This is a genomic window from Streptomyces sp. NPDC012835 (assembly GCF_042900885.1).
In the GTDB taxonomy this organism is placed as follows: domain Bacteria; phylum Actinomycetota; class Actinomycetes; order Streptomycetales; family Streptomycetaceae; genus Streptomyces.
Genome location: NZ_JBIBBW010000005.1, coordinates 83,349 through 97,427, shown reverse-complemented (window position 1 = coordinate 97,427; position 14,079 = coordinate 83,349). Strand labels below are relative to the sequence as shown.

The following is a 14,079-nucleotide window of genomic DNA, read 5'->3' as shown; positions in this document are numbered from 1 at the left end:
TACCCGACCCGTACCCGTACCCGTATCCCGTCCCGTCAGGAGTCCGTGTCCCCGCCCTCGTACAGCTCGAACCAGATCGACTTGCCGTCGCCCCTCGGGTCCACCCCCCACGCGTGCGCCAGCATCTCCATCAGCAGCAGCCCCCGCCCGCTCGACGCCAGCTCTCCCGGGCGTCTGCGGTGCGGCAGTTCGTCGCTGGTGTCGGCGACCTCCACCCGGAGTTGCCGCCCGCCCGGCTCGCCCCTGGCCTCCGCGACGAGGAGGGCGTCGTTGTCCGTGTGGACCAGGACGTTGGTGAGCATCTCGGAGACCATCAGCTCGGCCGCGTCGACCTGATCCGCGTCCGTCCAGTCGTGCAGCAGCTGGCGCAGCTGCCGCCGGGCGCCCGAGATCCGTTCCGGTTCCGCCTGGGCGACGGTCAGGGCGGTGCGCCGGGCCTTCGGGTGGGCGGCGCGGGCGGGGGTGCGGTCGCGGGCGAGCAGGAGCAGCGCGATGTCGTCCTCGCGCCGGTCGGCCAGCGGACCGGTGGTGTAGTGCGAGGTGGGGCCGTGCACGGCCCCGATCAGGGCGTCGGCCAGCTTCTCCAGGGACCCGCCGCCGTGCTCCTCCATGACGGGCCGCAGCCGGTCCCAGCCGGTGGCCAGGTCGTGGCCGCCGGTCTCGATCAGCCCGTCCGTGCAGAGCATCAGCGTCTCGCCGGGCTCCAGGTCCAGCCGGGTCGTCGGATAGTCGGAGTCCGTCTCGATGCCGAGCGGCAGCCCGCCCGCCGTCTGCCGGATGACAGCCGTCCCGTCGACCGCGAGGATCACCGGGTCGGGGTGGCCCGCGCGGGCGATGTCGAGCGTGCCGGCCTCCGTGTCGATCTCCAGATAGAGGCAGGTCGCGAAGCGCGGTCCGGAGGCCGCGTACTCCTCCTCGTCCCGCATCGCGTCCGTCAGCTCGCCGCTCCCGCCGGGGCCGCTGTCGCCGGGATCGCTCCCGGCAGGGCCGCCACCGCCGCCCGCCGCTGCTCCCAGGTGCCCCTCCGCCCCGCCGATGACCCCGCCGTCCCGTCCCGGGTACAGCTGGAGCCCGGCGAGGAACCGGGACGCCCGCGAGAGCACCGCGTCGGGCCGGTGCCCCTCGGAGGCGTACGCCCGCAGCGCGATCCGCAGCTGTCCCATGAGCCCGGCGGCCCGTACGTCGTGCCCCTGCACGTCCCCGATGACCAGCGCGAACCGGCTCGTTCCCGCCGCACCTGCCGGCCCCGCCGCCGCGCTCGGACCGCTGCCCGCCTCCGGGCCGCAGGCGCGGGCCGTACCGCCGGGCAGCGGGATCATGTCGTACCAGTCGCCGCCGACCTGGAGCCCGCCGCCGGTCGGTACGTAACGCGCGGCGACCGTCATACCGGGGATCGCGGGCCCGATCGTCGGCATCATCGAGCGCTGGAGCCCGAGGGACAGCTCGCGCTCGGTCTCGGCGACCCCGGCGCGTGCCAGCGCCTGCGCCAGCATGCGCGCCACCGTCGTCAGGACGGACCGCTCGTCCGGGGAGAAGGCGACCCGGTGCTTGAAGGCGGCCATCCAGGTGCCCAGGGTGCGGCCCGCCACGACCAGCGGCACGAAGGCCCAGGAGTGGCGGTCGAAGCGCTGCACGTACTGCCAGGTGGTCGGATAGCGGCTCTCGTACGCCTCCGGGGTGGGCAGATAGACGGCCCGGCCGGTCCTGACCGCCTCGGCGGCCGGGTAGTCGGTGTTCAGCTGCATGTCCTCGAACGGTCCGACGTCCCCGGCGTCGTGCCCGTGGTGCCCGATGATGCGCAGCCGGTCGCCGGAGACGCTGAAGACGGCGAGGCCGTCCGGCGAGAAGCCCGGCATGGACAGGGACGCGGCGACCCGCAGCACCTCGTTGGTGGAGCGGGCCTCGGCCAGCGCCCGGCCGGCGTCCAGGAGGAACGCCTCGCGGGAGCGGCGCCAGTCGCCGGTGATCGAGGTGCCCTCGACCGCCGTACCGGGGCGCGGCTCGGACACCTCCTGCACGGTGCCGACCATCTCGAAGTCCCGCGAGCCGTCGGGCAGGGTCTTGACGGTCGGCTTGCAGCGGGACCGGACGGTGCGCAGCACCCGGCCCCCGTCGTCCACGATCCGCAGCCGGGCCTCGGCGAGGGTGTCCTCGGCGACGGCGAGACCGACGATGCCGGAGATCTCGTTCCAGTCGACGGGGTGGAAGTGGGACCGCATCGCGCTCGCCGTCAGCGCGGCGGATTCGGCGGGCAGCCCGAACAGCCGTGCCGCTTCCGCGTCGAGGGTGACCGAACCGGTCGCGTTGTCCCAGTACCACAGTCCGGTCGCGATGGCGGCCAGGACTTCCTCGGTGCGCATTGCCCCACTTTATGAATATGTGCATACCAAACGCCACCGAGGGGATGTAACGGGTCGGTACGCGGGCCGGAGGGCGAGGCGCCGGGACCGGGCGGCGCCTCGGGACCGTGGGGGCCGGAGGCCGGTGCCCGCAGGGGGCGGGGGCTCCGGGCGCTAACCTTGTGTCTCCTGGCCCACCCCTCGATTGCCAAGACTGGATGAACGACGATGCATCGGTACAGGTCCCACAACTGCGGCGAACTGCGCGCCTCTGACGTCGGCACCGACGTCCGGCTGAGCGGCTGGCTGCACAATCGCCGAGACCTGGGCGGCATCCTCTTCATCGATCTGCGCGACCACTACGGTCTGGTGCAGCTCGTCGCCCGTCCCGGCACCGCCGCCAACGAGGAGCTGTCCAAGCTCACCAAGGAGACCGTCGTCCGTATCGACGGCAAGGTCTCCGCGCGCGGTGCGGAGAACGTCAACCCGGAGCTGCCGACCGGCGAGATCGAGATCGAGGTCTCCGAGGTCGAGGTCCTGGGCGCGGCGGGACCGCTGCCGTTCACGATCAACACCGAGGACGGCGTCAACGAGGAGCGGCGTCTGGAGTACCGCTTCCTCGACCTGCGCCGCGAGCGCATGCACCGCAACATCATGCTGCGTACGGCCGTCATCTCGGCCATCCGGCACAAGATGACCGCGCTCGGCTTCAACGAGATGGCCACCCCGATCCTCACCGCGACCTCCCCCGAGGGCGCCCGTGACTTCGTGGTCCCGTCCCGGCTGAACCCCGGCAAGTTCTACGCGCTGCCGCAGGCCCCGCAGCAGTTCAAGCAGCTGCTGATGATCTCGGGCTTCGACCGCTACTTCCAGATCGCGCCGTGCTTCCGCGACGAGGACGCCCGCGCCGACCGCTCGCCCGGCGAGTTCTACCAGCTCGACGTCGAGATGAGCTTCGTCGAGCAGGAGGACGTCTTCCGGCCGATCGAGAAGCTGATGACCGAGCTGTTCGAGGAGTTCGGCGGCGGTCGTCACGTCACCTCGCCGTTCCCGCGCATCCCGTTCCGGGAGTCGATGCTGAAGTACGGCAACGACAAGCCCGACCTGCGGGCCAAGCTGGAGCTGGTGGACATCTCGGACGTCTTCGCGGACTCCGGGTTCAAGGCGTTCGCCGGCAAGCACGTGCGCGCCCTGCCGGTGCCGGACACCGCCGGCCAGTCCCGCAAGTTCTTCGACGGACTCGGCGACTACGCCGTCGAGCAGGGCGCCAAGGGCCTGGCCTGGGTGCGGGTCGGTGAGGACGGCGCGCTGAGCGGCCCGATCGCCAAGTTCCTCACCGAGGAGAACGTCAAGGTCCTCACCGAGCGCCTCTCGCTCGTCCCCGGCCACGCGATCTTCTTCGGCGCGGGCGAGTTCGACGAGGTCTCCAAGATCATGAGCGCGGTCCGGGTCGAGGCCGCCAAGCGCGCCGGGCACTTCGAGGAGGGCGTGTTCCGGTTCTGCTGGATCGTCGACTTCCCGATGTACGAGAAGGACGAGGAGACCGGGAAGATCGACTTCTCGCACAACCCGTTCTCGATGCCCCAGGGCGGACTGGACGACCTGGAGACGAAGGACCCGCTGGACATTCTGGCCTGGCAGTACGACATCGTCTGCAACGGCATCGAGCTGTCGTCCGGCGCGATCCGCAACCACGAGCCCGAGCTGATGCTGAAGGCGTTCGAGATCGCGGGTTACGACCGCGAGACCGTCGAGCACGAGTTCGCGGGCATGCTGCGCGCCTTCCGGCTCGGCGCCCCGCCGCACGGCGGCATCGCCCCGGGCGTCGACCGCATCGTGATGCTGCTGGCCGACGAGCCGAACATCCGCGAGACGATCGCCTTCCCGCTCAACGGCAACGCGCAGGACCTGATGATGGGCGCGCCCACGGAGCTGGACGAGACGCGGCTGCGCGAGCTGAACATCGCGCTGCGCAAGCCGGTGGCGAAGTCCGGCGAGAAGCAGACCGAGAAGCAGACCGAGAAGCCGGCGGAGAAGTAGCCGCGCCGAGGGTGACGAAGGCCGAGGGGCCCGGGACTGTGAAGAGTCCCGGGCCCCTCGGCCGTTTCCGCGTGCTCCGGGCCGCCCTGGGCCGCCTCGGGTGATCGCGTTCGTGGGCGGTGGCGGAACGGTCAGGTGGCGGGGGCGCCGGAGTAAAGTGAGAAATGCCCGGTATGCACGCCCGTGCCCACTCCGGGCTGATTTCGCTGGGAGTTGGTAGCCATGGCCGCACTGCTTCTCGTACTTCTGATCGTGCTGATCGTCTTCGGGCTCGGCTTCGTGCTGCACGCCCTCTGGTGGATCGCGGTCGTCATCTTCGTCCTCTGGCTGCTCGGCTTCCTGATCCGGCCGTCCGCCGGGGCCGGCGGCCGTCGCGGTCGCTGGTACCGCTGGTAGGCAGCTGCCCGCACCGGCGACGGACCAGCGGCGGGCCGACGTCAGACGCCCCGGACCGGGTCCCGGTCCGGGGCGCTGTCACGAGCGCAGCAGCAGGGTGACGCCCGCCACCACCAGGCCGAGGAGGACGGCGGCCGCGCCGTAGGCGAGGCGGTGCGCCCTGACCCACGGGAGGAAGCGGTCGACGGCGATGCGGCCCGGACCGGTGAGGGCGAGGGCGGCGGCGCCGGCCGTGAGGAGCACCTCGTACTCGATGCCGGCCGGGGCGAAGAAGTGTCCGGTGCCCTTCACGGCGATGGCGTTGACCATGGTGCCGACCACGGCCGCGCCCGCCAGCGGGGTGAGCAGGCCGATCGCCAGGCCCAGGCCGCCCAGGGTCTCGCTCAGTCCGGCCACGACCGCCAGCGCCTTGCCGGACGGGTAGCCGCTCATGGTGAAGAACGCGCCCGTGCCGTCGATCCCGCCGCCGCCGAACCAGCCGAAGAGTTTCTGGCTGCCGTGCGCGGCCATGGTCAGCCCGAGCACGACGCGGAGCAGCAGCAGGCCGATGTCGTACGCCTGCGGTGTGGCGGCGTGCGGGGCGTCGGGGCCGTCCGGGCGGGTGGGTCCGGTGGTGGGTGGGGTGGCGTCGGTGCGTGTGGGGGTGGACATCACGGCGTTCTCTCCTGGGTGCGGGGACGAGGGGGACGAGGGGGTGAAGGACGCTGTACTTGAAAGTTACAGCAAATCCCGGTGAAGCGGTCCGACGGGCCGCCCGCCCGTCGTGCCGCCCGTCGCGCCGTCCGTCGTGCCGCCCTGGTTCCGGCGGCCCGTTGCCCGGCCACTCGTAAGCCCCTCACCAGGCCCTTTGTCGAGTCCATGAATGATTTTCCGGGCGCGGGCAACCCGATCCGGGTCCCATCGCGTTCCACAGGCGTGGCAAACCGAACAGACTGGCGAGGACGGGAACATGAATCCGGGCGACGCCGACTTCGAGGCATTCGTCGCCGCCCGGGGGGCCAGGCTGCTGCGGGTGGCGTGGCTGCTGACCGGCGATCCGTATCTGGCCGAGGACCTGCTCCAGAGCGCGCTCGCGAAGGTGTGGCCGAAGTGGTCGCGCATATCGGGGGACCGGCCCGAGGCGTACGTCCGCAAGGCGCTGGTGCATCTGCACGCTTCCTGGTGGCGGCGGCGCTGGCGCGGGGAACTGTCGTACGCCGAGGTCCCGGAGACGGCCGGACCCGTGGACGCGTACGCGCGGGTGGACCTGGAACAGTCGCTGGCGGCGGCCGTCCGGGCGCTGCCGGTGCGGCAGCGGGCCGTGGTCGTGCTGCGGTACTTCGAGGACCTGAGCGTGGAGGACACCGCGGCGACGCTCGGCTGTACCACCGGCACGGTCAAGAGCCAGTCGTCCCGGGCGCTGCGCACGCTGCGGGCCCTGCTGCCCGCGCAGGTGGACGGCGGTGACCGCCGTGGGTGAGCCGCGACCGGGCTCCGGCCCCCCGGACGGGCGGGAGGGCGACCCGGACCAGCGCCACGAACAGGAGCTGCGGATTCTGCTGGAGCGGGCCGTGCCCCGGCTGCCCGACCCCGAGAGCCGCTGGGCGGACGTGCGGGAGCGCGTCGTACGGGCCCGCCGCAGACGCCGTACGGTCGGGGCGGCGGCGGCCACCGTGACCGCGTTCGTCCTGGCCGGGGTGGTCCTCCCCGGTGCCCTGCGCGGCGGCTCCGAGCGGATACCGCCCGCCGCCCCGGCGCCCTCCCTCAGCCACCCCGAAGGAGACGGACGCGGCGACGGGGATTCTCCTGACGGCGGCGGCGGTGGGCGTGGCGACGGCGGGCGCGATGCCTCGCCGGCCCCGTCCCGGCCGGGTGGACAGGGCGGGCGCGTCCACTTCCCCGAGCTGAACGGAGTGAGCCTGCCGCTGCTCGCGGGCTGGCGGGCGCTGGAGTACCCCGAGGCCGTGGGGTCCGGCCCGTACTCCCACACCGTTCTCGTCAACGGGCCGGTCGCCGGCCGCTCCCCGGAGTGCGTCGGAGGAGAAGCCGAGGGAGGGGAGGGGGAGGGGTGCGGGCCGATGGCCTCGCTGCTGTCCGGCGGCGCCCTGGTCGGCTTCGCGCCCGCCCCGGAGAAGGACCGGTCGGTCGTGCTCACGGGCGCGCCCGTGCTGCGTCCGGTGGAGGCCCTGTCCCCGGTCTGCCTGGGTGCCGGCGGCGTGGCGGAGTACACGGCTCTGCTGGCCGGCCCCTCGGACACGGCGGAGCTGACCGTCAGCCTCTGTGCCTCCGGCGACGCGCCGGAGGCCGTCGAGGACGTCCATACGATGATCGCCAGCGCAGACTTTGGGACAGAAACCGACAGAAACCCCTCCGAGGCGGCCACCGCTCCCGCCCGCAACGGCCCCACCTCCACCCCTCCCGGGAACGCGAAATGAAAGGTCCGTCCATGTCTGTGTGCTCTGTCCGCCCTGTCCGCGGAGGATCGCTGGCCGCCGTGCTGCTGGCGACCGGTCTGCTGCTCACCGGCTGCGGGGGCGCCGAGGAGGACGCCGGGACCGCCGACAAGGCGGGGTCCGCGCACGGCGGCACGTCGGTGAGCGACAAGGGCTCCACCAACGCCGAGTCCCGTGGTGACGGCGGCGGTTCGGGCGGTGTCGGCGGCGCGGGGCTGGCGGGGGCCGAGGCGCGGGCCGTCGTACCGCTGGAGATCCCCGGCCTCGGCCGCAGGATCCGCTCCGAGATCTCCCCGGAGACCACCCAGGCCGTCGTGGTGACCGGCGCCGACCGGGACTCCAGCGAGTCGTCCGTCCTGGTCTACGAACGCGATCCGGTCAACGGCTGGGTGCCCGTCACCGCCGCCTGGCCCGGCCACAACGCCCTGCACGGCTGGACGGACGACCACGAACAGGGTGACCTGCGCTCCCCCATCGGGGTGTTCGCGCTCACCGACGCCGGCGGCCGGCTGCCCGACCCGGGCACGAAGCTTCCGTACGACCAGGGGCCCGCCTTCACGGTGTCGGGCGAGGGGTTCGAGGGCGAGCCCCTCGAAGGCTCCTTCGACTACGTGGTGGCGATCAACTACAACCGGGAGGCGGGCACCACCCCGCTCGACTGGACCCGGCCGCTCGGCGCGGAGAAGGGCGGCGGCATCTGGATCCACGTGGACCACGGCGGCCCCACCCAGGCGTGCGTCTCGGTGCCGGAGGAGCGGATGAAGGAGCTGCTGCGCATCCTGGACCCGCGCAAGCGGCCGGTGGTGGTGATGGGCGACGAGGAGTCGCTGTCCCACTGACCGGGCCGGGCCGGGCCGGGTGTCCGGGTCCTACTGACCGGGCCGGGCCGGGCCGGGCGGGGCGTCCGGCGGCTCCCGCGCTCCGGCGGCTCCCGCGCTCCGGCCGCTCCGGCCGTCTCGTGCGGAACACGTCGTCGGCTCCCTCACCATGGGCGTGGACCCCGACGAGACCCACGACGGCACGGCCCCGACGAGACCCACGACGGCACGTACCTCTGACCCCGGCCGGCCGAACAGGCCGTACCGGCCGAACAGCAGGGGCCCGGAGCCCCGGCGGTCACCGCCGGACTCCGGGCCCCTTGCCCGCCGGGACGGGCCCGCGTTACGCCGCGCTCTCCTCGCCGCCGAAGCGCTCCTTGTACGCCGCCAGATCCTCGTCGGTGATCTTCGCGAAAAGCACCGGCGGAACGGTGAAGGGGGTGCCGGCCGGAACGGCGGCCAGCGCCTTCGCCTCGTCCGCCGTGACCCACTGCGCCGTGTCCTCGGCGAGCGTGAACGCCTCGCGCATCGCCCGTGCCGAAGCCGGGATGAACGGCTCGGAGACCACCGCGTACAGGTGGATCAGGTTCATCGCCGTCCGCAGGGTCAGCGCCGCGCCCGCCTCATCCGTCTTGATCTCCAGCCACGGGGCCTTCTCCTCCAGATACGAGTTGCCCGCCGACCACAGCGCGCGCAGCGCGGCGGCGGCCTTGCGGAACTGGAGCGCCTCCATGTGGCCCTCGTACTCCGCGAGCAGCTCCGCGGTCTGCTCGCCGAGCCGCGTCTCGGCCTCGCCGGGCGCGCCGCCCGCCGGTACGTCGTCGCCGAAGCGCTTGCGCGAGAAGGACAGGACGCGGTTGACGAAGTTGCCGAGGGTGTCGGCGAGGTCCTTGTTGACCGTCGCCGTGAAGTGCTCCCAGGAGAAGGACGTGTCGTCCGACTCGGGCGCGTTGGCGATCAGGAAGTAGCGCCAGTAGTCGGCGGGCAGCAGCTCCAGCGCGGCGTCCGTGAAGACGCCCCGCTTCTGCGACGTGGAGAACTTGCCGCCGTAGTAGTTCAGCCAGTTGAACGCCTTGACGTAGTCGACCTTCTTCCACGGCTCGCGGGTGCCGAGCTGGGTGGCGGGGAACATCACCGTGTGGAACGGGACGTTGTCCTTGGCCATGAACTCGGTGTAGCGGACGGTGGCTTCGGCCTCGTACCACCACGACTTCCAGTCGCGGTTCGCCGGGTCCTGGTCCGCCCACTCCTTCGTCGCGCCGATGTACTCGACCGGGGCGTCGAACCACACGTAGAAGACCTTGCCCTCGGCCGCCAGCTCCGGCCAGGTGTCGGCCGGGACCGGCACGCCCCAGTCCAGGTCACGGGTGATCGAGCGGTCGTGCAGGCCCTCGGTCAGCCACTTGCGGGCGATGGAGGAGGCGAGCTGCGGCCACTCCGCGCTGTTCGCGTCGATCCACTCCTCGACCTCGCCCGCCAGCTTCGACTGGAGCAGGAAGAGGTGCTTGGTCTCGCGGACCTCCAGATCGCCGCTGCCGCTGATCGCGGAGCGCGGCTCGATCAGGTCCGTCGGGTCCAGCACACGGGTGCAGTTCTCGCACTGGTCGCCGCGCGCCTTGTCGTAGCCGCAGTGCGGACAGGTGCCGACGATGTAGCGGTCGGGCAGGAAGCGGTCGTCGGCGATCGAGAAGACCTGCCGGATCGCGCGCTCCTCGATGAAGCCGTTCTCCTGGAGCCTGCGCGCGAAGTGCTGGGTGATCTCGCGGTTCTGCGCGGACGAGCTGCGGCCGAAGTAGTCGAAGGACAGCTCGAAGCCGTCGTAGATCGCCTTCTGGGCGTCGTGCTGCTCGGCGCAGAAGGCGTCGACCGGGACGCCGGCCTCCTTCGCGGCGAGTTCGGCCGGGGTGCCGTGCTCGTCGGTGGCGCAGATGTACAGCACCTCGTGACCGCGCCGGCGGAGATACCGGGAGTACACGTCCGCCGGGAGCATGGACCCCACCATGTTGCCCAGGTGCTTGATCCCGTTGATGTACGGAAGGGCGCTGGTGATGAGGTGTCGAGCCATTGCAGGCTGCTCCCAAGTCGCTACACGGGGTGATTATTTGGTCTACGGAACGTCAATATCGTATCCGACCCGCTCGGCACGGAGCGCCCCCTCAAGTGGTGCCGACGGGAGCGGTGGGGCGTGGAACACCGGGTGGGGAGAGTGAGGAGAGCTTTCGGAAACAGCCTTCGCGGTAGACATGCCCATCCCGGGAGGAGAAGGGCATCATGTACGAGGCTGGGCAGGCAATGGGGCGCGAATCGGGGACGGGGACGGCGGGGGCCGCGAGCGGGAACGGGACGGGGCACGGGACAGGGGCAGGGGACGACACCATGCGGGTACTGGTCGCCGAGGACGAAGAGGTCCTGGCCGAGCTGGTCGCCACCGGGCTGCGTCGGGCGGGGTTCGCCGTCGACACCGTGTACAGCGGCGACGCCGCCCTCGCCTACCTGGGGCTGCACGACTACGACGTGGTCGTCCTCGACCGGGACCTGCCCCGCGTCCACGGCGACGACGTCGCCCGCAAGCTGGTCGCCGAGTCCTCCCGTACCCGCATCCTGATGCTCACCGCCTCCGCCTCCATGGAGGAGCGCGTCGAGGGGCTCGACCTGGGCGCCGACGACTACATGGGCAAGCCCTTCGACTTCCCCGAGCTGGTCTCCCGGGTGCGCGCCCTGCGGCGGCGCAGCGCCAGGCCGGTCCCGCCGCAGCTGGAGCGGCTCGGGGTCCGGCTCGACTCCGTACACCGGCTGGCCTGGCGGGACGGCGTGGAGCTGGACCTGTCGCCCAAGGAGTTCTCCGTGCTCCAGATCCTGCTGGAGGCGGACGGCGCGCCCGTCTCGGCCGAAGAACTGCTGGAACGGGCCTGGGACGCGCACGCCGACCCGTTCACCGGCGCCGTCCGGGTGTGCCTGAGCAAACTCCGCGCCAAACTCGGCGAACCGGCCCTGATCCGCACGGTGCAGGGCGCCGGGTACGCCCTGTGAAGGGCACCGTGACGCGCCTCGTGGGGCGTCGCTGCGAGGAGTGCGGGCACCGCCTCAAGCGACGGCTGAAGCGCGGCGGGCCGCAGGCGTTGGGTGTGCTGCGCCGGAGCCTGCCGGAGGGGGGCCTGCCGGTGCGCGGCACCACCATCCGCACCCGCATCGCCCTCATCTACGGCGGCGTCTTCCTCGTCCTCGGCGGCGGGCTGCTGGCCATCGTCAATCTGCTCTCCAGCGCCGGTACGCAGATCGAGGCCCAGCAGATCGCCGGCCGGGTGACGCCCGCCCAGGTGGCGCCCACGCTGCCCGCCGGCCCCGTGAGCGGGCTGATCACCGAACAGCAGGTCGCGCCGGTCACCGCCTACCAGCTCACCGACACCGTCACCGATGTCGCCTCCAACGAGCTGCTGTTCTGGTCCCTGGTGGCGCTGCTGGCCATGACGGCGTGCGCGGTCGGGGTCGGCTGGTGGACGGCCGGGCGGGTGCTGCGCCCCGTGCACGCGATGACGGCGAAGGCGCGCCGGCTCTCCGAGCGCAATCTCCACGAGCGGGTCGGCGCTTCCGGCCCCGACGACGAGTTGAAGGAGCTGGGCGACACTCTGGACGCGCTGCTGGCGCGGCTCCAGAAGGCGTTCGACAGCCAGCGCCGCTTCATCGCCAACGCCTCGCACGAACTGCGCACCCCGCTGGCGACCCAGCGCACCGCGATCCAGGTCGGGTTGGACGACTTCGGTTCGCCGGAGGAGCTGGCCCGGACGAAACAGACCCTCCTCGACAACAACCGGCGCAGCGAGCAGCTCATCGAAGGGCTGCTGGTGCTGGCGCGCAGCGAGCGCGATGTGGAGGACCTGGAGCTGGTCGATCTGGGCGAGGCGGTGTCGGAGGAGACGGCGCGATGCCGCAGGGACGTCTCCCTGATGATGTCCCTGTCCGTGACGAAGGCCGGGGTGGTGCGGGGAAACCGGCTGCTGCTCGGGCAGTTGGTGGGAAATCTGCTGGCCAACGCGGTGCGGTACAACGTGACGGACGGTACGGGGACGGTCCATGTCCTGGTCGACGGATGCGTTGTCGTGGTGCGGAACACCGGGCCCGCGGTGGCCGAGGCGGACATCCCGGTGCTGTTCGAGCCGTTCAGACGGGGCGAGGGCCGCGACCGGATGGGCCGGGGGGCCGGGCTCGGTCTCTCCATCGTCCGCTCGATCACGGAGGCGCACGGCGGTACGGTCACGGCGGCGCCGAACGGCGGCGGCGGCCTCGCGGTGACCGTGACACTGCCGCCGGCCCGGGGCGGGAAGTGACGTACGGGTGACATGACACCGCCGCCGGCCCGCGTCGGGAGGCGACGGGGGCCGGCGGCGGCGGTTGTCCGGTACGTGGTCCCGCGCGGGCGGCGGGGCCGGCTTCAGCGGGCGGGCTGCCAGGTGGCGAGCAGCTCGCGGTAGAACGAGGCGTCCGGCACATCGCGCGGCGCCGGGCCCACGTGGCAGAAGCCGACGTTCGCTGCGGACTCGTCGGCGCCGAGCTTGCGGGCGAAGTCGAAGTCCTTGGCGTCGTGCTCGCCGAAGGCGACGAACTGCCAGAACAGCGGCAGCCGCGCGGCCTCCGCGAACGCCTGCTTGGCGAGGCGTACGGCGCTGGGCGCACCGTCCGTCTGGAAGATCACCAGCGCGGGACCGGTGGCGCCGGACTTCTCGTGCAGCTCCACGACCTCTTCGACGGCGCGGTGGTAGTTCGTCCGGCCCATCCGGCCGAGGGCGCCGTTCAGTTCGCCGATCTTCCCCTCGTACGCGTCGAGGGCGAGTTCGCCGCCGCCGTCGATGTCGGTCGAGAAGAACACGACGGGGACGGTGCCGCTCCCGTCCAGGTGCGCGGCGAGCGCGAGAGCCCGCTCGCCGAGGTGCTGGGCGCTGCCGTCCTGGTAGAAGGACCGCATGGACAGGGACCGGTCGAGGACGAGGTAGACGGTCGCCCGCTGCCCGGCGAGGCCGGCCTTCTTGAGGGCGGCCCCGGCGGCCTTGTAGGGCTCCACGAGCCCGGCGGCGCGGGACTTGACCCGGGCCAGGGTGAAGGCGGGGCGGGCGGCGGCTGGCTTGGGCGCGGGAGCCGTCTCCGGGATGGGGGCGGGCGTGGGCGCGGGGGTGGCTTCGGGGGTGGCTTCGGGGGTGGCTTCGGCCACGGCGGGCCGGGGCTCGGGCTCGGCCGCCGGCTCGATCGCGGGCTCGGGCTCGGGCTCCGGCTTGGCTTCGGCCTCGACGTCCGCCTGGGCCGCCGGCTCGGGCTCGGGCTCGGCCTTGACCGCTACCTCGGCCACGGGCTTGGTCTCCGGCTCGGCCTCGGCTTCGGGCTTGACCTCGGCTTCGGGCTTGACCTCGGCCTCGGCCTTCGGCTCCGCCTTCGCCTGCGCGGGCACCGAGGGCGTGGAGGCGGGCGCGGTCGGCTCCTCGCCGTTGCGGGACCTCGGCACCTGCGAGGACCCGCCGCGCTCCGACTCGGACGGACGGGCCCGGTCGAACGCCTCCGCCACCAGATCGGCCGCGGCCGGCGACTGCACGCTCACACTCGAACGCGCCGAGGAGGAGGACTCCGACGCCGGCTGCTCCGCCTTCTTCTCCGCACGCGCGGGCGCGGGGACAGTGGCGGACGAGGAGGAAGAGGACGAGGAGGAAGAGGAAGAGGAAGTAGAGGAAGCAGAGGAGGAAGTGGCGGGGGTGGAAGCGGACTCGGGCGTCGCCTCCACCGAATCCGTCGCTGAATCCGTCACCGAATCCGTACGGTCGGTCTGCGCCGGTACGGAGGCTGTCGCCGACTCGTTGCGCTCCTCCGCACGGTCGCGTCCGAACACCTTGCGCAGCAAGCTCCGAAAGCCCATGGGCGAGCCCTTCCAGATGAGTTGGGTGCGGTGTCCGCCACAGGGGAACGCGCATTCCTGGCCAGGGCGGATACGTAAGGTTAGCGGCCCCTACGAGCGAACTCCGGCAGGGGCGACCCACGTGTGCGGTGGACGGTACCGCGTCGTGGCCGCGCTCG

The 14,079-nt window shown here is 72.2% G+C and carries 11 protein-coding genes; 7 read left to right on the top strand and 4 right to left on the bottom strand.

The features are described 5' to 3' along the window. Window positions 1-35: 35 nt before the first annotated feature. Window positions 36-2,360: a SpoIIE family protein phosphatase gene (locus tag ACFY6S_RS21835; RefSeq protein WP_388824040.1), complete on the bottom strand. Its 2,325-nt coding sequence runs from the start codon at window positions 2,358-2,360 to the stop codon at window positions 36-38. Between the two features lie 207 nt (window positions 2,361-2,567). Here ACFY6S_RS21835 and aspS point away from each other — a divergent pair, with 207 nt between their 5' ends. Together aspS and ACFY6S_RS21825 are read left to right on the top strand one after the other, a co-directional pair. Then, complete coding sequence (aspS, locus tag ACFY6S_RS21830; protein WP_388824038.1) at window positions 2,568-4,379, top strand: aspartate--tRNA ligase; 1,812 nt, start codon at window positions 2,568-2,570, stop codon at window positions 4,377-4,379. 222 nt (window positions 4,380-4,601) lie between these two features. After that, on the top strand, window positions 4,602-4,775 hold the full coding sequence (locus tag ACFY6S_RS21825) for a hydrophobic protein (protein WP_388824037.1): 174 nt from the start codon (window positions 4,602-4,604) through the stop codon (window positions 4,773-4,775). 78 nt (window positions 4,776-4,853) lie between these two features. On the opposite strand, the gene ACFY6S_RS21820 is transcribed toward ACFY6S_RS21825, so the two are convergent. Continuing rightward, window positions 4,854-5,426 (bottom strand): DoxX family membrane protein, encoded by a 573-nt coding sequence (locus tag ACFY6S_RS21820; protein ID WP_388824036.1) that lies wholly within the window; start codon window positions 5,424-5,426, stop codon window positions 4,854-4,856. 298 nt (window positions 5,427-5,724) lie between these two features. Here ACFY6S_RS21820 and ACFY6S_RS21815 point away from each other — a divergent pair, with 298 nt between their 5' ends. From ACFY6S_RS21815 to ACFY6S_RS21805, 3 genes are read left to right on the top strand one after another with little or no spacing between them, the layout of a single operon-like run. Then, window positions 5,725-6,234, top strand: a complete 510-nt coding sequence (locus tag ACFY6S_RS21815) for a SigE family RNA polymerase sigma factor (RefSeq protein ID WP_388824035.1) — start codon at window positions 5,725-5,727, stop codon at window positions 6,232-6,234. Then, a complete protein-coding gene (locus ACFY6S_RS21810; RefSeq protein ID WP_388824034.1) occupies window positions 6,218-7,189 on the top strand; it encodes a hypothetical protein in 972 nt (323 codons plus the stop codon). Before ACFY6S_RS21815 ends, ACFY6S_RS21810 begins: the two co-directional genes overlap by 17 nt. 11 nt (window positions 7,190-7,200) lie before the next feature. Next, on the top strand, window positions 7,201-8,046 hold the full coding sequence (locus ACFY6S_RS21805) for a hypothetical protein (RefSeq protein WP_388824032.1): 846 nt from the start codon (window positions 7,201-7,203) through the stop codon (window positions 8,044-8,046). A 322-nt stretch (window positions 8,047-8,368) separates the two neighbouring features. Here the strand turns inward: ACFY6S_RS21805 and metG are convergent, their stop codons facing one another. Next, entirely contained in the window at window positions 8,369-10,090 is a 1,722-nt protein-coding gene (metG, locus tag ACFY6S_RS21800) for a methionine--tRNA ligase (protein WP_388824030.1), read from the bottom strand. 311 nt (window positions 10,091-10,401) lie between these two features. On the opposite strand from metG, the gene ACFY6S_RS21795 reads away from it, so the two are divergent. After that, window positions 10,402-11,055 (top strand): response regulator transcription factor, encoded by a 654-nt coding sequence (locus tag ACFY6S_RS21795; RefSeq protein ID WP_388824028.1) that lies wholly within the window; start codon window positions 10,402-10,404, stop codon window positions 11,053-11,055. A gap of 89 nt (window positions 11,056-11,144) precedes the next feature. Next, a complete protein-coding gene (locus tag ACFY6S_RS21790; RefSeq protein WP_388824838.1) occupies window positions 11,145-12,350 on the top strand; it encodes a sensor histidine kinase in 1,206 nt (401 codons plus the stop codon). Between the two features lie 104 nt (window positions 12,351-12,454). Here ACFY6S_RS21790 and ACFY6S_RS21785 read toward each other — a convergent pair whose 3' ends face one another. Next, window positions 12,455-13,921 (bottom strand): VWA domain-containing protein, encoded by a 1,467-nt coding sequence (locus ACFY6S_RS21785; protein ID WP_388824026.1) that lies wholly within the window; start codon window positions 13,919-13,921, stop codon window positions 12,455-12,457. Window positions 13,922-14,079 lie beyond the last annotated feature (158 nt).

Bases quoted from the DNA above. Each gene is read 5' to 3' on its own strand.
- ACFY6S_RS21795 (WP_388824028.1), top strand. From the start codon at position 10,402: ATGCGGGTACTGGTCGCCGAGGACGAAGAGGTCCTGGCCGAGCTGGTC.
- metG (WP_388824030.1), bottom strand. From the start codon at position 10,090: ATGGCTCGACACCTCATCACCAGCGCCCTTCCGTACATCAACGGGATC.
- ACFY6S_RS21785 (WP_388824026.1), bottom strand. From the start codon at position 13,921: ATGGGCTTTCGGAGCTTGCTGCGCAAGGTGTTCGGACGCGACCGTGCG.
- aspS (WP_388824038.1), top strand. From the start codon at position 2,568: ATGCATCGGTACAGGTCCCACAACTGCGGCGAACTGCGCGCCTCTGAC.
- ACFY6S_RS21835 (WP_388824040.1), bottom strand. From the start codon at position 2,360: ATGCGCACCGAGGAAGTCCTGGCCGCCATCGCGACCGGACTGTGGTAC.
- ACFY6S_RS21805 (WP_388824032.1), top strand. From the start codon at position 7,201: ATGTCTGTGTGCTCTGTCCGCCCTGTCCGCGGAGGATCGCTGGCCGCC.
- ACFY6S_RS21825 (WP_388824037.1), top strand. From the start codon at position 4,602: ATGGCCGCACTGCTTCTCGTACTTCTGATCGTGCTGATCGTCTTCGGG.
- ACFY6S_RS21815 (WP_388824035.1), top strand. From the start codon at position 5,725: ATGAATCCGGGCGACGCCGACTTCGAGGCATTCGTCGCCGCCCGGGGG.
- ACFY6S_RS21820 (WP_388824036.1), bottom strand. From the start codon at position 5,426: ATGTCCACCCCCACACGCACCGACGCCACCCCACCCACCACCGGACCC.